Source organism: Actinomadura soli (assembly GCF_005889715.1).
GTDB classification, from domain to species: domain Bacteria; phylum Actinomycetota; class Actinomycetes; order Streptosporangiales; family Streptosporangiaceae; genus Spirillospora; species Spirillospora soli.
Genome location: NZ_VCKW01000032.1, coordinates 1 through 18,263 on the forward strand (window position 1 = coordinate 1; position 18,263 = coordinate 18,263).

The following is an 18,263-nucleotide window of genomic DNA, read 5'->3' on the forward strand; positions in this document are numbered from 1 at the left end:
CGCCCGACCCGACCCGCATCGCGGACGTCACCGCCGCGACCTGCCCGATCAGCACGGCCGTCGCCGAGCTGGCGATGCCGGGCATCGCGTGGTGCTCGGCCAGCCAGTACCGGTGGAATCCGAGCCGCTCGGCGTGCCGGGCCAGGTCGAGGGTGTTGCGCAGCGCCTGGCCGGACGTCGAGCCGCTGACGACGGGCGCGAGGTCCAGGACGGAGAAGGAAACGCTCATAACGAGCGACAACCCCCGGCGGCCCGGTCCTCTTCCCGCCGCCCGGGCAACGCGCCGCTACTTCAGCAGCGCGCCGAGGCCGACGACGGCCAGGACGACGAGGGCGATGGCCGAGGGGACCCCGATGGCGACCCACGACCAGTTCACCAGCCTGCGCGCCCGCGCGGGATCGTGGGCGAACACGGTCTCCGACCGCGTGTAGAGCATCGCGGCGACCACGAGCAGCGGCAGGAAGGCGAACATGGTGAGGACGCCGAGGACGAACGCGGCCGCCTGGCCGGACCGGGTGTAGGTCCCGTCCGCGCCGATGCCGAACGCGGTACCGGAGGCGGGCGCGGGGACGGAGGCGGTGGAAACGGCTTCTGTCATGCGAGCACACCGATCACTGGCGAAAGTGATGTAGATCATACGCTTCGTGATCGCCCCGCGCGAGGGCCGGCCGCCCCCCTTCTTGGACGACCGGCCAACAGATTCAGCGCAGCCGCAGCCCCAGCAGGACGGGGTCGTGGTCGGACGAACGGAACGCGTCCGGCCTGTAGAACCGGGCCGGGTTGAACTCGGTGTTGTAGTCGAGGAACACCGGCTCGTCGCTGTTGACGTGCCAGATCGTCGCGCCGGTCACGCGCCGCGACAGGGACCGTCCCGCCAGCACGTGATCCAGCTCCCCCGCCTGGCCATCGAAGACGTAGCTGTACCGCTCGTCCGGACGGACGAACCGCTCCGTCTGCCCGACGAGACCGGCGCCCGTCAGCACCTTCACCGGGTCCTCGGACGCGTAGGCGTTGAGGTCGCCCACGACGAGCGGGTTCTGCGCGCCGGCCGCGATGGCGCTGATCGCCTTGGCCTGCGCGACGCGGCGGGCGTTGTAGCAGCTCTGCCCGTCGCCCTGGTCCTTGTCCGGTCCCTGGGCGCCGTCGCAGCCCTTCGATTTGAAGTGGTTCACGATCATCGTGAAGGGCGTCGTCCCCCGGGCGGGCCGGAACGTCTGCACCAGCGGGGGCCGGTCGAAGATCGGGTCCTCCGAGGAGCGCGCCGCGCCGGACGGCGTCACCTTCGCGGGCCTGTAGATCAGCGCGACATGGATCTCGTCCGTCCCCGGGTACGGGTGCCGCACCCACGCGTACGTTCCGGGGCCTGCGGCCTGGTTCAGCCGGTCGACGAGGGCCTTGACGGCGGTGTCGCCGTTGTTCTCGACCTCCATCAGCCCGACGACGTCGGCGTCCAGGCCCTTCAGCGCGGCGGTCAGCTTGGCGAGCTGCCGCTCCTGCTCCTCCGCCGTGTCCGCGCCGCGCTTGTTCAGCGTCGTGAACCAGTTGAGAGTGTTGAAGCTCGCGACGCGCACGTCGCCACCGACGTGCCGCGGCTTCGCCGGCCGCGGATTGGTGCCGGCGAAATGCGCCGTCCGGGTCGGCTCCAGCCGGTATTTGCCGAACCCGTAGTTCAGGACGCCGGTCAGCCCATATGTCGAGTCGCCGATCCGCAGGACGCGCGGGTCGGTGTACGGGATCGTGTCCGGGTTCTGGACGTTCGACGCGTCGTCCACGAGCAGCCTCGACGCGTCGTTGCGCTCCTGTGTCGAGCCGTGCCCGTCGGTCGGCTGGAAGAGGCGGCCGCCCGCGGAGACGGTGACCTCTCCGTACCGTCCGAGCGTGTAGGTCTCGGTCGCGGTGAGCCTCTGCTCGAACCGCAGCAGCATGCCCTCGTACCGCTCCAGGGTCGCGCCGTCCCGCAACGGGAGCCGGACGCGGGCCGGAGCGATCCGGCTCCGGGTCCCGCAGACGTCCACGGCGGAGACGGGCGACAGTTCGGTGAGCCCGTTGTACTCGACGGCCTTGCCCGTCACCAGCACCCGGTCGCCCGCCGCGACCTCCGTGGTCGAGTAGACGAAGATCCCGTCGGAGGTCGCCGGGTCCCGGTCGGGCGCCGGGTCCTGGACGAAGAAGCCCTTGAGCTGGTCGGAGCGCTGGAAGTCCGCGGTGACGACGCCCTCGACCCGGACGGTCCGGCCGGCCACGGGGCTCGCGCCGCCGCCGCCCTGGACATCGGCGATCCGGTGATCGGCGGGAGTGTCGCAGGCGGACGGCTCCGCCGCGGCGGCCGCCGGAGCCCCGGCGGTGAGGCCGGCGGTCAGGACGGCCGCGAGTGCTGCTGCTGTTCGGCGCATGGCCGGAGGGTACGGCCGCGCGCTCGGCGGTCCGCGAACCATTAATGAAGACTCCACCAATTTGCAATGGATTGTCGGATTCTTGGGGCGCGCTTGATCAGCGGGTAAAAGAAACACCGTCCGGCCGGTCCTCGATATCCGGCAGGAACCAAGGAACGGTCAGCACGCGCACGAGGACAGCAGAGGGAGAGCCGTGGCCGAGTCGCCGGTCGGATCCGAGTACGCCCGCACCCGCGACATCGTCGTCGTGTTCGCCGTGCTGATGGTCCTCACGGCGGTGCTGGTGACCGTCCTCGTCCAGGCGTGGCCGCCGGGGCCGCAGACCGGGCCCGACGGGCGCACCGAGATCGCGCCGGCGTCCAAGACCCTGCACCTGGCGGGGTGGTCGCCGGTCATGTCCCGCGAGACGAGCCTGTTCGTGATCGTCATGGCCGCGGGCGCGCTCGGCTCGGTCGCGCACGTCCTGCGGTCGTTCTACTGGTACGTCGGGAACCGCGCGCTGCGCCGGAGCTGGCTGATGATGTACCTGCTGCTGCCGTTCGTCGGGGCGCTGTTCGGGCTGGTCGTCTACCTCGTCGTACGGGGCGGGCTGACCTCGCCGCTGGGCGGCCCGTCCGACGTCAACCCGTACGGGGTGGCGGCCATCGCCGCGCTCGTCGGGCAGTTCTCCCGCGAGACGGCGGAGAAGTTCCGCGCCGTCTTCGCGACGCTGCTGGCACCGGCGCGGCCGGGCCGCGACCACGCGCCCGCGCCGGTGGTCGACGGGATGGAGCCGGTCAGCGGGCCGGTCGGCGTCGCGGTCACCCTCCACGGCAGCGGGCTGGGGTCAGCGACGGACGTCCGGTTCGGCGGCGCGCGGGCGTCGGTCATCGACGCGACGGACACGCTCGTCCGCGCGACGGTCCCCGCGGGCGCGACCTCGGGGCCCCCGATCGTGAACACCCCGGACGGCGCCGCCACCAGCCCGGAGCCGTTCACGGTCGAGTGAGCTGCCCGCCGGGCGGCGCCTACTCGGTGTCCTGCCAGTGCTCGTGCCAGACCTCGTACGCCGCGCCCGGGAAGACGCGGGGCAGCTCCGAGGTGGGCAGCCGCCCGAGTTCGGCGCCCGTCCTGGACACGCCGAACTGGCGCTCGGTCACGTACGCGGTGCGGTGCAGGGTCTTCGGCCCGGAGACGAGGCACGTGTAGCGGGTGCCGGGGAGGTCCTCGTCCGGGATGGCGGCGCCGACCGCGAGGCTGTTGGACACCGTCACCCAGGTGCCGAGGCCGGTGACCTGCCGCTCGGCGCCCTGGTCCTCCCAGCGGTGCTCCAGGATCGGCTTGGAGAAGATCGGGACGAGCAGGTGGGACACGCCGCACGACTCCAGCTCGCGCTCCCAGCCGCTCGAACGTCCGAGGTCCTCGCAGATCAGGACGGCGAGGCGGCCGAGCGACGAGTCGAGCAGGCGGATCCGCGTGCCGGGCCTCGCGTACTCCACGGCCGTGCCGGACGGCGGCGCGTCCGGCAGCCGCCACAGCCTCATCTGCCCCGCGTCCAGCGTGAAGCCGGACAGCTTGTCCTGGACGAGCAGCTCCTGCCCCGTCCAGCGGTCGAGCAGGACGGCGCGGTTGGGCGGCGGGTCCTCGCGGCCGAGCGGGCCGCTGCCGAGCAGCAGGAACCGCAGCGGGCGCCGGTCCCGGTCGCGTCCCGCGGTGTCGAACGCGACCTCCTTCCACAGCTCCAGCAGCGAGTCCGACAGGGACGCCTCGGGCATCACGGCGAGCTGCGCGCCGGACTCGTCGAGCCGCCGGACGATCGCCTTGACCCGGCTGCGGATGCCGGACGAGTCCATCGGGCGGAGCCGGTACACGGTCATCCCGTGCCGCTGCTCGAACTCGATGTCGACGTCGTCGAAGGTCTCCAGCACCGGCGCGCACCCGACCGCGACCGACTCGTCCCGGCTGAAGTGCGGGTCGTTCACCGCGGGCAGCACGCGGTGGTCGATCTTGTCCCACACCTGCGGCGGGACGCGGTGGACGCCGAAGAACTCCGCCTTGGCGCGCAGCCCGCGCGGCCGTCCGGGGAAGGCGCAGCGGGGGAGCAGCGCGCCCGTCGTGCCGTGGCCGTTCAGCTTGCCCTCGGTCAGGTAGTTGACCAGCACCGCGGCCAGCGCGGGAGCGCCGTGGTAGGGGCCGAACGGGCTGGCGTGGGCGAGCGCGATGTCGAGCCCGAGCATGATCGTGAACCGGCCGCGGTCGCCGCGCGCGGCGATGATCTCCGCGGTCTCGGCGGGGTCGAGGACGCCGTCGTCCAGGACGGTCTCGGCGATCTCGCCGGCCCGCCGCCGGACCCGCTCGTCGGCGTACCAGCGCGTGGCGGTCCAGTCCTGGAAGACGCCGTCCGCGATCGAGTCGTAGAGCAGGACGAAGAGATCAGCTGGTTCGGCCGGGTAGTCGGCTTCGGCCAACTGATCCGTCATAAGCGCCCCCGGGGGTTGACACGCACTGTTACAGGTGGTGGATCGATGCTAACTCCCGCCGGGGTCAGATTCAGTGTCGTCGGCAACAGTGACCGGTACGCCCCCATCACTTGACATTCACTTGGCACGCACCCCATGCTGGAGGGATCCCGGCGGTGCTCGTCAACCTTTGGAGAGTGACCATGAGCGCTGTTCCCGCCCCTGCCCACGACCGCCGGACGGAGGTCCGGCGCCTCATCGACGCCATGGAACACGCCAAGGTCATCAGCGACGGCCACTTCAGCGCCCTCGGCATGCTGATCACCGACGCCTCGCTCAGCGCCGACGAGCCCGCCCTGGTGGAATGCCAGGACGGGCTCCAATGGCTGCACCGCCACTACCTCGACGTCAACGCCCTCGACGGAGCCCAGCGCGAGCAGCGCGGACGCATCCTCGGGCTGATCGACGTCGTCCACTGGGCGCTCAAGCGGCTCCCGTCCGGCCTCCAGCTCACGCTGCAGCCCGACGGCTACGCCGCCCGCTTCCTCATCGCCGTGTACCGCCGCCAGGGCCTGTCCAACAAGGACCTCGCCGCCGAGCTCCGCACCGACGAGACGGAGATCAGCCGGGTGGGCCGCAAGCTGCTCTCCGCGGGCGTCGTGTGGCGCAGGAAGGAGTGGCGCCACAACGCGTGGGACCTGACGCCCCGCGGCCACCATTACCTGGAGAACTCCGGCCTCCTCACCGGCGACCTCAGCGAGGACGAGCCGTCCGGCCGTGCCGCCCGCCGCGCCGAGCCAGCCCGTCCCGCCGCCGACCCCGCGCCGCGCTCACCGGACGCCGTCCCACAGCGGCAGGAAACGGGCCTGCCGGACCTGAGCCACTCGTCCCCGCCCCCGGAGCCGCCGCCCCGCTCCGCGCAGGGCTGACCCGGCTGGCACGGCTGACCGGGCTAGGACGCGGGACGCTCCAGCAGCGTGACCAGGCGGGCCAGGCCGTCGTCGCCGTGGCCTTCGGCCACCGCGCGGTCGAGCAGGTCGCGCAGCGGGGCCAGGAGGGCCGGGTCCACGCCCTGGTCGCGGCTGGTGTCCAGCAGCCCGGGGAACGCGACCTGGCTGGTGGCCACGCTGGAGACGTCGGTGCCGAACTCCTCCTCGTCCAGCGCGTGCGCGTATGCGGGGAACGACCCCATCATCGCGGTCAGCCACGCCGTGACCATCGGCGTGAACTCCGCCGCCGGCACCTTCTCCGACCGGACGAGCGCGACCGCATGGAAGTACCCGGCGAGCATCCCGTACATGACGTCCAGCAGCGCGAGGTCGAACAGCGGCGCGAGCCCCGGGTCGCCGCCGAGGAAATGCGGCGTGCCGAACGCGTCCAGGAGCGCCCGGCTCTCCTCGAACGCGGTCTCGTCGCCGCTGTAGAGGACGAGCGCGTCCGGCCCTCCGATCATCTGCGGGACGGCCATGATGCCGCCGTCGACGTACCGTCCGCCCTCGCCGGTGACGCGGCCGGCCAGCGCCCGCGCCTGCTGCGGCGTCCCGTTGGTGAGCTGGACGATGGTGCGCCCGGCCAGCACGTCCCCGGCCAGGACGTCGTCCGCGTTGGCGTACACGGACAGGCAGACGATCACCACCGGGCTCGCCGCGATCGCCTCGGCCGCCGTCGCCGCCCGCCGGGCCCCCTTGGCCGCCAGCGGCTCGGCCTTGCCGGGCGAACGGTTCCAGACGGTGACGGCGTGCCCGCCCTTCAGCAGCGCTTCGGCGAGAGCCGTCCCCATCAGCCCCAGCCCGAGGACGGTCACGGATTTCTGTTCGGTCATGGCGAATCCCCTCTCCATCAGGAGAACGAGCCTGCCGCGCGCGGCTTCGGGAACCCTTCGGGCCGCATTACGGTGGCGGTATGCGCTTCGGGGTGCTCGGCCCGCTGGACGTGCGGACGGGGGACGGTGCGCCGGTCAGGGTCGCCGACCGCAAGGTCCGCGCCCTCCTCGCGGACCTGCTGGCGCACGCCGGGCGGGCCGTCGCGTCCGGCCGCCTGATCGACGACCTGTGGGGCGACGACCTGCCCGCCAACCCGTCCGCGACCCTCCAGGCCCGCGTCTCCCAGCTCCGCCGCGCCCTGGACGACGCCGAACCCGGCGCCCGCGCCCTGGTCGAGAAGAGCCCGCCCGGCTACCGCCTGAACGCCCGCCCGGGCGATGCCGCGCGCTTCGAGGAGCTCGTCGCTGAGGCGCGGACATCCGAGGGCCCGGCGACCCGCGCCGCGCTCCTCACGGACGCGCTGTCCCTGTGGCGCGGCCCCGCCTACGCCGATTTCGCCGACGCGCCGTTCACCGCGCCCGAGATCGCCCGCCTGGACGAACTGCGGCTGGCGGCGGTGGAGGCGCGAGCCGAGGCGCGGCTGGAACTCGGCGACCACGAGGCGCTGGCGGCGGAACTGCGCGGCGTCGTCGGCGAGCATCCGCTCCGGGAACGGCTCCGCGCGTCCTACATGCGCGCCCTCTACGGCGCGGGCCGTCCCGCCGAGGCGCTCACGACCTACGAGGACCTCCGGCGGCGGCTCGGCGAAGACCTCGGCGCCGACCCCGGCCCGGCCCTGTCCGACCTGCACCTCGCCATCCTGCGCCGCACCCTGCCCGCGTCCGGGAACCTGCCCGCCGACGTCACCCCGCTGGTCGGACGGGACGCGGCGGCGGACGAGGTCGCGGGCGCCCTGGCCGCCGCCCGGATGGTGACGCTGACCGGGCCCGGCGGAGTCGGGAAGACGCGGCTGGCGGTGGCCGTCGCGCGGCGGGTGCGGGAGCGGCACCCCGACGGTGTCTGGCTGGTCGCGCTGGACGAGGGCCTGAAGGCGGGCGCATCCGCAGACGAGGTGGCGTCGTTCGTGGCCGGGGTCCTGGGGCTGCGCGACGACGCGGGCATCGCGGGCGGCCCGGCCGCCAGGCTCGGCGAGGCGCTGCGCGGGAAGCGGATGCTGCTCGTCCTGGACAACTGCGAGCACGTCGTCGAACCGGTCGCCCGCCTGGCCGCGGGGCTGCTGCGGGCCGCCGCCGAGCCGCGCGTCCTCGCGACGAGCCGTGAGCCGATCGGGATCTCCGGTGAGCGGCTGTGGAGCGTCCCGCCGCTGGACGTCCGCGACGCCGCCGCGCTGTTCGCCGACCGGGCGGGCCTCGCGCCCGGCGCGGCGGCGGAGACCGGTCAGCAGGCGGCCATCGCGGACATCTGCGCGCGGCTGGACGGCATCCCGCTCGCGCTCGAACTGGCCGCGACGCGCGTCCGGGCACTCGGCGTCGAGGGCCTCGCGGCGCGGCTGGACGACCGGTTCGGGCTGCTGTCGTCCGGCGCGCGGGACGCACCCGCGCGGCAGCGGACGCTCCGCGCCCTCATCGACTGGAGCTGGGAGCCGCTCAGCGAACCCGAACGGGCGGTGCTGCGGCGGCTGGCGGCGCACCCGGGCGGCTGCACGCTCGACGCGGCCGGAGAGGTCTGCGGCGCCGGCGTCGGTGTGCTGGCGAGCCTCGTCGACCGCTCCCTGGTCGTGACCGGTGACGGCCCTCGCTACCGCCTCCTGGAGTCGATCGCCGCGTACGGCGTCGAGCGTCTCCGCGAGGCGGGGGAGTACGAGGCGGTGCGCCGGGCTCATGCCGGGTACTACACGGCGCTCGCCGAACGCGCCGACCTGTGCGGCCCCGGCCAGCGGGAGGCGCTGCGCACGCTGCGGGCCGAGTCCGGGAACCTGCGGACCGCGCTCGAAACGGCCGTCGAGGACGGAGCGGCAGACCTCGCGTTGCGGCTGGTCAACGCGATGGGCTGGGCCTGGTTCCGGTGGGGCCGTCCCGGCGAGGCGCGCCGCGCGTTCGGACGGGCCCTCGCCGTCCCCGGCGGCGATCCGGCGCTGACGGCGGTGGCCACCACCTGGCACACCGGTTTCGCGATGCTCGACGGCGACGGGCACGACCGCGACGAACGCTGCCGCCAGGCCCTGGCCGCCTACGACGAGAAGGACCCGTGGGCGGAATGGTTCCTCGGGTTCGTCCGCGGCGGGTTCGGCGACCTCGACGCGATCGAGGAGCTCACCGCGCGTGCCCTGGAAGGCTTCCGGGCCGACGGCGACACGTGGGGTGAGGCGGCGGCGCTGGCCACCCGCGCCGCGCAGGCGCTCTCCGCGGGCGACCTGCCGGGGGCGGGACGCGACGGCGAGCGGGCCATGGAGCTGTTCCGGACGGCGGGCGACCGCTGGGGACGCCTCCAGGCCACCGAGACCCTCGGCGTCCTCGCCGAAGTGACCGGCGACTACGCCCGCGCCGCCCGGCTGCACGAAAGCGGGCTGCGCGACGCCGAGGAACTCGGGCTCTGGACGGAGGCGTCCGGCGCCCTGTCCCGCCTCGGCCGCGTCGCGCTGCTCACCGGCGACCTCGACCGTGCCGACGACCTGCACGAGCGCGCCCGGCGGCTGGCCGTCCGCGAATCGCACCGCCGGATGGAGAACTTCGCCGACATCGGGCTGGCGCTGGCGGCGCGCCGCCGCGGCCGCCTGGACGAGGCGGAGACGATCCTGCGCCGCTGGCTGGACTGGGTCCGCGACATCGACGGCGCGCCCGGCATGGCGTTCCTGCTGGCCGAACTCGGCTTCGTCGCCGAACTGCGCGCGGACGCCGACCAGGCCCTCGGCCTGCATGCCGAGGGCCTGGCCGCCGCCCGTGCGACCGGGAACCCGCGGGCGATCGCGCTGGCTCTGGAAGGGACGGCGGGCGCGCTGTCCCTGGCGGGCCGCCATGACGAGGCCGCGGCCGCGCTGGACGCCGCGTCCGCCGCCCGGGACGCCGCCGGAGCGCCGCTGCCCGCGGCGGAACGCGGCGACGTCGACCGGATCGAGGCCCGCCTCAGACGCGGTCGGCGGCGATGAGGAGGTACTGGAAGCTGCCGCCCTTGTAGGCGTCCAGGAACGCCGCCTCGATGCCGGTGGCGAGCGTGGACTTGGCGCGCAGCTCCCAGTACGGGATCGTCGCGGAGGTGAGGTCCACCACGCTCACCGGGACGAGCCTGTTCGCCGACATCTCCTTGAAGTACGTGCTGCGCGGGTGGATGTCGCAGATGTAGTGCGCGTTGATCTCGCTCACGGCCCGCGACGGCAGCCCGTAGGCGTCGTTGTAGCAGCCGGTGATGCACACGTACCGGCCGCCGCGCCGCAGCAGCCGGGCGTGCGCGGCGAACAGCAGGCCCAGCTCGACGTACATCGTGCTCTCGTTGTTCCAGATGGCCTGGAACGCGCCGGGCTCGAAACCGGTGTCGAGCATGTTCTTGAAGTGGAAGCGCACCTTGCCGTCGACGCCCCGCCGCTCGGCCTGCGCGTTGGCGAACGCGACCTGGGACTCGGAGATCGACACGCCGTCCACCTGGCAGCCGAACCGCTCGTGGGCCATCAGGCTGGACCCGCCGCGCCCCGACCCCGCGTCCAGCAGCCGGTCGGACGGCTGGACGGCGCCGAGATGGCTCATCAGCAGGTCGGCCTGCGCGGTCTCCAGCCGGTGCAGCTCGGCGATCGTCCGCTCCTCGCGGGTCTCGGCCGGGCCGTCGAGGACGGTCCAGTCCACCGCGCCGATGCCGTAGTGGTGGTGGTAGATCCCGTCCACTTCGCCCAGGCGGAGGTTGACCGGGTTCTTCTCGGTGTTCCAGTAGTCGGCGACCGAGTGCTGGTAGAGGCTGTTGAGAACCGCGGTGCCCTGGGTGGAGCCCATATCCGATGATCCTTTCTCGACGGGGATGCGTGGTCGGGTCATTCGGCCGATGGGGGTCGTCCGGCCGGTGGGGATCGTCCGGCCGGCCGGGCCGGTCGGGTGGTCACTTGTAGCGGCCGGTGGATCCGTGCCATTCGAAGCCGCCCGCCATCCAGCCCTGCACACCGAGCAGGAACCGCTGGAGCTCGGGGGACGGGACCGCGGCCAGCTCCTTCTGGCTCGCCTCGAACCCCCGGACGAAGTGGTTGTGCATCTCGACGGCGGTCTCGACGGCCTCGCGCAGCGGGCAGCCCTCCTCCTCGGCGATCAGCAGGACGACGTTGCAGTCGGGCAGGTCGTCGGCCGCCTCCCGCTCCGCGGAGTGCAGGTCGTTGACGATGACGGAGGCGGTGCCGGCCTGCATCACCGCGCGGTGGACGCGCGGCTCGGAGAAGAGGTTCGCGTCGAGCTGGTAGCCGCCGACGATGTCGATCAGCGTCATCGACGTGTAGAAGCTGTCGTGCTGGCGCGCGGCGAGGTACCGCCACACCGGCGGCAGCTCGCCCAGGTGCCGCCAGGCCGCGTAGGCGGTCCAGCTCACGTACATCTGGAACGTGATGCCGCAGATCCGCATGACCTGGGACGGCCCGGCGAGCCGCCGCAGGTGCTGGGCGGCCGAGCGGATCGCGACCAGCACGGGGTCGGCGCGCAGCGCCTCTTCGAGCCGGTCGGTGTACTTGCCCGCGCCGGGCGGCGGGTCCATCGCGGACATCACCAGCGCCAGCCGGGGCGGGAGCTTGGTCGGGGTGGCGCCGAGGTCGCTCTCGTCGGCGTAGTAGTCGTCGGAGGCCCACCACGCGGCGTTCATCTTGGCCGCGAACAGCAGCGGGTCGACGTCGTCGGTCTCGGGGTGGGCGAGGACGGCGAGGCGCCCGAAGCCGGTGTCGCGGAACTTGTCGAGCTGGTCGGCGTAGATGCCGACCTCCTCCGCCCACGCGACGAGGCGGTCGTTGACCTCGCAGGCGAGGTCGTCGTCGACGCGCGCCGTCAGCGGGCAGTAGAGCGGGGGGAAGGAGCCGTCGCCCCATTCCCGTTCCGCGTACCCGGGCGAGAAATGGCCGCCCTTGCGCCTCGGACTCGGAAGGCGGGACGCGGGCGGCACCACGTCCTGCGCGGGCGGGACCGCTTCGGCCGCGGACGGAACCGCCTCCGGTAGGGGCGGGACGGTCGTCGTGGGCTCGGCGGCCAGCGCGTTCGGGATGCGCGCCGCCGACGTCCCGAGTCCGGTCGGGCCGGTCAGGAGCCGGTTCACCCTCTCCGCCAGCAGTTCGTCCATGGTCGGTCTCCTCGCTGATCAAAGGTGTGGTCGCGGGTCCCTCCGGAGAGCCGTGCGGCTCCGGGGAACAGTTACTCACAGCTTTGCTCCTGCTACAACCGGCTATGACCTTGCCTCACGGTGACAGGATGTAACCGCCGTCCGCGCGGCGGGATCCGCCGTCATACGGGCACGGTCAGGAGCAGGACGGCGGCCCCGGCGCCCACGAGCCCGGCCGCCTGCGCGGCCGACAGCCGTTCGCGGAGCGCGGTGACGCCGAGCAGGACGGGCACGACCGGATACAGCGACGACAGGACGACCGCGACGACGACGAGCTGTTCCCGGGTGGCCAGCAGGTAGCAGACGAGCGCCGCCGCCGCGAGGCCCCCGTTCGCCGCCGACCAGAACGCGAGCCTTCCGGTGGGGAGGCGGAATCCGGGCGTCCACAGCAGGGGCGCGATCGTGAGGACGGCCGCGACGCGTCCCGCCGCGACCGGCCAGATCCCCGCGCCGTCGCCCGCCTGGGCGAGGGCCAGGTACTGGATCCCGATCCCGGCGCCCGCGACGAGCCCGTCGCCGATCGCCGCGCGCACCCTGCCGTGCTCGTCCGAGTTCGACCGGGACACCAGCCACAGCGCGGGCAGCACCACCGCGATGCCGGCCCACGCGGGCGGCGACGGACGGTCGCCCAGCAGCGCGACGCCGACCACGACGGGCAGCGCCACCCCGCCGACCGCGCTGACCGGGACGACCACGCTCATGTCGCCGCGCCCGATGCCCCGGTAGAGGAACACCATCGCGAGGCCCGTCCCGACGCCTGACAGGGCGCCCCAGCCGAGGGACGTCGCGTCCATCCCGTCCACGGGGACGCACAGCGCGGCGGCGACGGCGCACGCGAGTCCGCCCGCCTGCCCGAGCAGCGCCACCGCCCTGAAGTCCGCGCGGCGCGACAGCAGACCGCCCGCCACGTCGGCGACGCCGTAGGCGAGCGCCGAAGCCAAGGCCAGGAGGACGCCCGTCACACGCCCCCCGCCGCGTCGCGTTCGGCCTGGCCGACCGGGCACACCGCGCCGCTGACGCAGCACCGCCGGTCGCACAGGCGGCACATCACCTCCGCGTCGCCGATCTCCGCGTACAGGCGGGCCAGGAGCCTTCCCAGCAGGACGCCGAACGTCTCGCGCTCGTCGTCGTCCAGGACGTCGAGCACGCCCGCCAGGGGCGCGCCGCGCGCGTCCAGCATGTCGCGGACCGCGTCCTCGCCCGCCGGGGTGAGCCGCACGCCGACGGCGCGGCCCTCCCCGCGACGCCGCCGCGCGAGGCCGGCGGCCTCCAGGCCGTCGACCATCCGCGCGGCGGCGGACTGCGTGAGCCTGACGCGGCGCCCCAGCTCGGTGACGCCGAGGTCCGGCGCGTCCGCCAGGACGATCAAGGCGGCGGCGCCGCTCGCGCTCACCCGCCCGGCCCCGGTGGCCCCGGCCAGGACGAGATCGGTCACCGCCAGCGAGGCGGCGCCGAGAAGGTTCGCCAGCCGTTGTTCATGCATGACTCATGCATGATACCTCCGTGGGATGCTTGCCGGGTAGCGCGCGGAGAACCCGGAGGTCGCCCGATGGATCGTGAAGCCCTGCCCGCCGACGGGCGCCGCCGGATCGCCCGCACCGACGTGCTGCTCGCCGATCCGCGGCTCGCCGAGGCGGCGGGACGGATCGGCCGCGGCGTCGTGAAGGCGGCCGTCGTCGCGGCGCAGCGGCGGGCCAGGGCGGGGGAGATCCCGCCGGACGCGGTCGCCGACGCGGCGGTGGAGGCGCTGCCGCCGACCGCGTCCGGGCTCCGTCCCGTGATCAACGCGACCGGCGTCCTGCTGCACACCAACCTCGGCCGGGCCCCGCTGTCGGCCGCCGCGCGGGACGCCGTCGCGGTGGCGTCCGGCGCCACCGACGTCGAGCTCGACCTGGAGACCGGCCGCCGGGCGCGGCGCGGCCGGTCGGCGCTGGCCGCCCTGCTGGAGCGGGTGCCGCGCGCGGAGGCGGCGCACGTCGTCAACAACGGCGCGGCGGCGCTCGTGCTGGCCGCGACCGCGCTCGCCGCCGGCCGCGAGATCGTGATCAGCCGCGGCGAGATGGTGGAGATCGGGGACGGCTTCCGCATCCCCGAGCTGCTCGCCGCGACCGGCGCGCGGCTGCGCGAGGTCGGCACCACCAACCGGACCTCGCCGGACGACTACGCGGCGGCGGTCGGCGCCGAGACGGGCTTCATCCTCAAGGTCCACCCGTCGAACTTCCGCATGACGGGCTTCACCCGCGGCGCGGACGTCGCCGAGCTGACCGGCCTCGGCGTCCCGGTCGTCGCCGACATCGGCTCCGGCCTCCTCACCCCCGAGCCGCTCCTGCCGGACGAGCCCGACGCCGCGTCCATGCTCAAGGCCGGGGCGCACCTCGTCACGGCCAGCGGCGACAAGCTGCTCGGCGGGCCGCAGTGCGGGATCGTCCTCGGCGGCGAGGACCTGGTGCGGCGGCTCGCCCGGCATCCGCTGGCCCGCGCGCTGCGGGTCGGCAAGATGACGCTCGCCGCGCTGGAGGCGACCGTCCGCGGCCCGCGCACTCCGACCGAGGAGGCCCTGCACGCGGACGTCGAAGAGCTGCGCGAGCGCGCCGGACGCCTGGCCGCCCGGCTCCGGGACGCCGGGCTGGACGCGCGGGCCGTCGAGAGCGAGGCGGCGGTCGGCGGCGGCGGCGCGCCCGGCGTCGTCCTGGCGAGCGCGGCCGTGTCGCTGCCCGAGCCGTGCGCGCCCCGGCTGCGGCGGGGCGCGCCCGCCGTGATGGGACGGGTCGAGGACGGCCGCTGCCTCCTCGACCTCCGCTCCGTGCCGCCGGACCAGGACGGCGACCTCGCCGAAGCCGTCCAGCGGCTCACCCGGTAGACGGCCGGATCGCCCGTCGGCCGTCGCGCCGGCCGCTAGATCCCGGTGCCCGTCCGGTCGGTGATCCCGGCCCGGTCGCGGTACTCGCGGACGAGCGCCGCGGCGGCGGGCCCGCGCGGGCGCCGCCCCGGCCGGATGTCGCACGAGAGGGCCTTCGCCTCCTGGATGTGGGTGTTCGGGTCCAGCGAGAGGTGCAGCAGCTCGTTCGCGGCGTCGCCCCGGCTGTAGCCGTTCGGGCCCCAGTGGTAGGGCAGGCCGATCTGGTGCAGCGTCCGGCCGTCCACGGTGAGGGGCGGCATCCGCCCGGTCACCAGCACCCGCGCCTCGACGACGGCGCGCGGGCTGACGATCGTCGCCCAGCCGCCGTGCTCCAGGCTCCGCATCGCCGCCAGCTCCGGCGACACCTCGCAGAAGAACTCCGGTTGCAGCTCCGCCAGGTACGGCTGCCACCGCGACATGCCGCCCGCCGTGTGGTGCTCGGTGAGCCGGTAGGTCGTCGCGACGAACGGGTACACCTCCGCGCCCGGCTCGCCGTCGCTCGGCCCGTACCGGTTGTCGGGATGCGGCGCGAGCAGGTGCCGGACGGGGTTGCGCTGCTGCCCGTACAGCGGGTTCGAGAACGGCGACTCCTGCGGCTCGTAGTGCGCGGGGAGCGGGCCGTCGGTCAGCCCGGCCGGGACGTAGAGCCACGCCTTGCCGTCCGCCTGCATGATGAACGGGTCGTCGCCGGCGAGCGCGTCCGGGCCCGCCGCGTCCTTCGGCGGGCGGTGGCCGGGCGGCCGGTCGGGGATGAAGTCGGGCACGTCATGGCCCGTCCACGTGCCCTGGTCGGCGTCCCACCAGACGAGGGCCTTGCGTTCGCTCCACGGGTTGCCGTCCGGGTCGGCGGACGCGCGGTTGTAGATGATGCGGCGGTTCGCGGGCCACGCCCAGCCCCACTCGGGCGCCACCCAGTGCTGTTCCCGGCCGGGCTTGCGGCGGGCGGGCTGGTTGACGCCGTCCGCGTAGCAGCCGCAGTAGATCCAGCAGCCGCACCTGGTGGACCCGTCGTCCTTGAGCTGCGTGTACGCCGACAGCGGGTTCCCTTCGCCGTCGAACCCGTTGATCTCGGCCAGCACCGCCTCGGCGTCCGGCTCCTCCAGCGGGCCCTCGGTCGGGTAGTCCCAGGTCAGGTCGAGCACGGGACGGTCCATCTCGTCGGACGACCCGGCCAGCTTCGCCCGGATGATCCGGCCCAGGTGGTACATGAACCACAGATCGCTGCGCGCGTCCCCGGCGGGCTCCACGGCCTTGTGGTGCCACTGCAGCATCCGCTGCGTGTTGGTGAAGCTGCCGTCCTTCTCGGTGTGCGCGGCGGCGGGCAGGAAGAACACCTCCGTGCCGATGTCCTCGGTGCGCATCTCGCCCGTCTCGATCTCCGGGCCGTCCTTCCACCACGTCGCCGACTCGATCAGCGAGAAGTCGCGGACGACGAGCCAGTCCAGGTTCGCCATCCCCAGCCGCTGGATCTTGGCGTTGGCCGACCCGACGGCCGGGTTCTCGCCCATCAGGAAGTAGCCCTTGCACACCCCGTTGATCTGCGCCATCGCCGTCTCGTACGTGCTGTGCGAGCCGGTCAGCCGCGGCAGGTAGTCGAAGCAGTAGTCGTTGTCCTCCGTCGCCGCGTCTCCCCAGTACGACTTGAGCAGGCTGACCATGTACGCGCGCATGTTGCCCCAGAACCCTTTGCGCGCCGACTCCGCCTGTACGAACGTGTCCAGATCCTCGTTGGTGTGCGCGTGCGGCATCGGGATGTAGCCGGGCAGCAGGTTGAACAGAGTCGGGATGTCCGTCGAGCCCTGGATGGACGCGTGGCCGCGCAGCGCCAGGATCCCGCCGCCCGGACGGCCGATGTTGCCGAGCAGCGCCTGCAGGATCGCGGCCGTCCGGATGTACTGGACGCCGACCGTGTGCTGCGTCCAGCCGACGGCGTAGGCGAACGCGGTCGTCCGGTCCCGGCCGGAGTTCTCCGTGACCGTTTCGCAGACCTTCAGGAACTGGTCCTGCGGGACACCGCAGATCCGCTCCACCATTTCCGGCGTGTAGCGCGCGAAATGCCGCTTGAGCACCTGGAAGACGCAGTTCGGATGCTCCAGGTCAGGGTCGCGCTGCGGGTCGCCCTCGCCGATCGCCGCTCCGCCGGATCCGTGCGCCTCACCGCGCCCCGCCTCCGACACGGACCCGGCGCGCTCGTCCCACTGCATGTCCCGCTCCCCGGCCGCCGACTGGGCGTTCATCCCCGCGTACTGCCACGTCGTGTGGTCGTAGCTGCGGGTGTCCGGGTCCAGGCCGGAGAACACGCCGTCCAGGTCTTCGGTGTCGCGGAACTCGTCCGACACGATCACCGGCGCGTTCGTGTACGAGACGACGTATTCACGGAAGTACTTCTCGTTCTGCAGGACGTAGTTGACGATCCCGCCGAGGAACGCGATGTCGCTACCGGCCCGTAGCGGGATGTGCGCGTCCGCGAGCGCGCTCGTCCGTGTGAACCGCGGGTCGACATGGATGAGCTTCGCCCCGCGCGCCTTCGCCTCCATCACCCACTGGAACCCGACCGGATGGCACTCGGCCATGTTCGAGCCCTGGATGACGATGCAGTCCGCGTTCTGCAGGTCCTGCTGGAAGGTGGTCGCGCCGCCGCGTCCGAACGAGGTTCCCAGACCGGGAACGGTGGAGGAGTGTCAAACCCGCGCCTGATTCTCGATCTGCACCGCGCCGAGCGCGGTGAACAGCTTCTTGATCAGGTAGTTCTCCTCGTTGTCGAGGGTGGCGCCGCCGAGGCTCGCGAGGCCGAGCGTCCGGCGCACCGGGACGCCCCCGTCCTCCCACTGCCAGCCGTGCCGGCGCGCCTCGATCACCCGGTCCGCGATCATCTCCATCGCGGTGCCGAGGTCGAGCCGCTCCCAGCCGGTGCCGTGCGGCCGCCGGTACAGCACCCCGTACTCGCGGGCCGACCCGGTGGTCAGCTGGAGGCTGGCCGAGCCCTTCGGGCACAGCCGCCCCCGGCTGACCGGCGAGTCCGGGTCGCCCTCGATCTGGGTGACCTTGCCGTCCTGGACGTACACGTCCTGCCCGCAGCCGACCGCGCAGTACGGGCAGACGGACTTCACGACCTGGTCGGCCGCGCTCACCCGCGCCTCGATCCGCCCGGTTCCCGCGCTCTTCGCCGCGGTCCCACGCCCGAGCGGGTCGTCGCCGGTGAGCTGGCGGTAGACGGGCCATGACCCGATCCAAGTGCGAACGCCCACGTCACACCACCCCTCACCATCGGCGCGCGGGTGCACTTACCCGGCACCCCTTCCGCAAAACACACGGAACACCCGCGCGGACGCGCACCACGGCGGCAACGCCGATGACCACCCCGTGCGAACCAGACGAGGTGGGCATGCGTACGAGCCAGTGGGGTGGTCCGGGCGGGACCCCAGAGACCCGGGACTGT

General features: G+C 73.5%; 14 protein-coding genes. 4 read left to right on the plus strand and 10 right to left on the minus strand.

Annotated features, from left to right (window positions below; translation table 11 throughout):
* The 3 genes from ETD83_RS08750 to ETD83_RS08760 all read right to left on the minus strand — a co-directional run.
* Positions 1–229, minus strand: a 229-nt coding sequence (locus ETD83_RS08750) for an LLM class flavin-dependent oxidoreductase (RefSeq protein ID WP_138644561.1), incomplete at its 3' end; no start/stop codon positions are given.
* A gap of 57 nt (positions 230–286) precedes the next feature.
* Positions 287–598, minus strand: a complete 312-nt coding sequence (locus ETD83_RS08755; RefSeq protein ID WP_138644562.1) for a hypothetical protein — start codon at positions 596–598, stop codon at positions 287–289.
* Between the two features lie 103 nt (positions 599–701).
* Positions 702–2,393 carry an ExeM/NucH family extracellular endonuclease gene (locus tag ETD83_RS08760; RefSeq protein ID WP_230420769.1) on the minus strand — a complete coding sequence of 564 codons (1,692 nt, stop codon included), beginning with the start codon at positions 2,391–2,393 and terminating at the stop codon, positions 702–704.
* A gap of 193 nt (positions 2,394–2,586) precedes the next feature.
* Between ETD83_RS08760 and ETD83_RS08765 the strand changes: the two genes are divergently transcribed.
* The gene (locus ETD83_RS08765; RefSeq protein WP_138644564.1) at positions 2,587–3,381 is read left to right on the plus strand and encodes an IPT/TIG domain-containing protein; all 795 of its coding nucleotides are present in this window, start codon (positions 2,587–2,589) and stop codon (positions 3,379–3,381) included.
* A gap of 19 nt (positions 3,382–3,400) precedes the next feature.
* Here ETD83_RS08765 and ETD83_RS08770 read toward each other — a convergent pair whose 3' ends face one another.
* On the minus strand, positions 3,401–4,852 hold the full coding sequence (locus ETD83_RS08770; protein WP_138644565.1) for a carbon-nitrogen hydrolase family protein: 1,452 nt from the start codon (positions 4,850–4,852) through the stop codon (positions 3,401–3,403).
* 182 nt (positions 4,853–5,034) lie between these two features.
* Between ETD83_RS08770 and ETD83_RS08775 the strand changes: the two genes are divergently transcribed.
* On the plus strand, positions 5,035–5,760 hold the full coding sequence (locus ETD83_RS08775; RefSeq protein WP_138644566.1) for a hypothetical protein: 726 nt from the start codon (positions 5,035–5,037) through the stop codon (positions 5,758–5,760).
* 23 nt (positions 5,761–5,783) lie between these two features.
* Here the strand turns inward: ETD83_RS08775 and ETD83_RS08780 are convergent, their stop codons facing one another.
* Positions 5,784–6,653 carry an NAD(P)-dependent oxidoreductase gene (locus tag ETD83_RS08780; RefSeq protein ID WP_138644567.1) on the minus strand — a complete coding sequence of 290 codons (870 nt, stop codon included), beginning with the start codon at positions 6,651–6,653 and terminating at the stop codon, positions 5,784–5,786.
* Positions 6,654–6,733: 80 nt separating this feature from the next.
* Here ETD83_RS08780 and ETD83_RS08785 point away from each other — a divergent pair, with 80 nt between their 5' ends.
* A complete protein-coding gene (locus ETD83_RS08785; protein WP_138644568.1) occupies positions 6,734–9,739 on the plus strand; it encodes a BTAD domain-containing putative transcriptional regulator in 3,006 nt (1,001 codons plus the stop codon).
* On the opposite strand, the gene ETD83_RS08790 is transcribed toward ETD83_RS08785, so the two are convergent.
* The 4 genes from ETD83_RS08790 to ETD83_RS08805 all read right to left on the minus strand — a co-directional run bounded on the left by ETD83_RS08790 (position 9,717) and on the right by ETD83_RS08805 (position 13,408).
* Positions 9,717–10,571: a geranyl diphosphate 2-C-methyltransferase gene (locus ETD83_RS08790; protein WP_138644569.1), complete on the minus strand. Its 855-nt coding sequence runs from the start codon at positions 10,569–10,571 to the stop codon at positions 9,717–9,719. The genes ETD83_RS08785 and ETD83_RS08790 overlap by 23 nt on opposite strands.
* Before the next feature lie 103 nt (positions 10,572–10,674).
* Positions 10,675–11,886: a family 2 encapsulin nanocompartment cargo protein terpene cyclase gene (locus tag ETD83_RS08795; RefSeq protein WP_138644570.1), complete on the minus strand. Its 1,212-nt coding sequence runs from the start codon at positions 11,884–11,886 to the stop codon at positions 10,675–10,677.
* Positions 11,887–12,047: 161 nt separating this feature from the next.
* Positions 12,048–12,887, minus strand: coding sequence for an EamA family transporter (locus ETD83_RS08800; RefSeq protein WP_138644571.1), 840 nt, complete (start codon positions 12,885–12,887; stop codon positions 12,048–12,050).
* Entirely contained in the window at positions 12,884–13,408 is a 525-nt protein-coding gene (locus ETD83_RS08805) for a MarR family winged helix-turn-helix transcriptional regulator (RefSeq protein ID WP_138644572.1), read from the minus strand. Before ETD83_RS08805 ends, ETD83_RS08800 begins: the two co-directional genes overlap by 4 nt.
* Positions 13,409–13,474: 66 nt before the next feature.
* Here ETD83_RS08805 and selA point away from each other — a divergent pair, with 66 nt between their 5' ends.
* A complete protein-coding gene (selA, locus tag ETD83_RS08810) occupies positions 13,475–14,785 on the plus strand; it encodes an L-seryl-tRNA(Sec) selenium transferase (protein ID WP_171064094.1) in 1,311 nt (436 codons plus the stop codon).
* Positions 14,786–14,820: 35 nt separating this feature from the next.
* Here selA and fdh read toward each other — a convergent pair whose 3' ends face one another.
* Positions 14,821–18,072, minus strand: coding sequence for a formate dehydrogenase (fdh, locus tag ETD83_RS08815; protein ID WP_138644574.1), 3,252 nt, complete (start codon positions 18,070–18,072; stop codon positions 14,821–14,823).
* Positions 18,073–18,263: the final 191 nt, after the last annotated feature.

Excerpts from the sequence above, each read along its gene's own strand:
- ETD83_RS08760 (WP_230420769.1), bottom strand. The coding sequence starts at position 2,393 with ATGCGCCGAACAGCAGCAGCACTCGCGGCCGTCCTGACCGCCGGCCTC.
- ETD83_RS08775 (WP_138644566.1), top strand. The coding sequence starts at position 5,035 with ATGAGCGCTGTTCCCGCCCCTGCCCACGACCGCCGGACGGAGGTCCGG.
- ETD83_RS08755 (WP_138644562.1), bottom strand. The coding sequence starts at position 598 with ATGACAGAAGCCGTTTCCACCGCCTCCGTCCCCGCGCCCGCCTCCGGT.
- ETD83_RS08795 (WP_138644570.1), bottom strand. The coding sequence starts at position 11,886 with ATGGACGAACTGCTGGCGGAGAGGGTGAACCGGCTCCTGACCGGCCCG.
- ETD83_RS08780 (WP_138644567.1), bottom strand. The coding sequence starts at position 6,653 with ATGACCGAACAGAAATCCGTGACCGTCCTCGGGCTGGGGCTGATGGGG.
- ETD83_RS08790 (WP_138644569.1), bottom strand. The coding sequence starts at position 10,571 with ATGGGCTCCACCCAGGGCACCGCGGTTCTCAACAGCCTCTACCAGCAC.
- selA (WP_171064094.1), top strand. The coding sequence starts at position 13,475 with ATGGATCGTGAAGCCCTGCCCGCCGACGGGCGCCGCCGGATCGCCCGC.
- ETD83_RS08770 (WP_138644565.1), bottom strand. The coding sequence starts at position 4,852 with ATGACGGATCAGTTGGCCGAAGCCGACTACCCGGCCGAACCAGCTGAT.
- ETD83_RS08805 (WP_138644572.1), bottom strand. The coding sequence starts at position 13,408 with ATGCATGAACAACGGCTGGCGAACCTTCTCGGCGCCGCCTCGCTGGCG.
- ETD83_RS08785 (WP_138644568.1), top strand. The coding sequence starts at position 6,734 with ATGCGCTTCGGGGTGCTCGGCCCGCTGGACGTGCGGACGGGGGACGGT.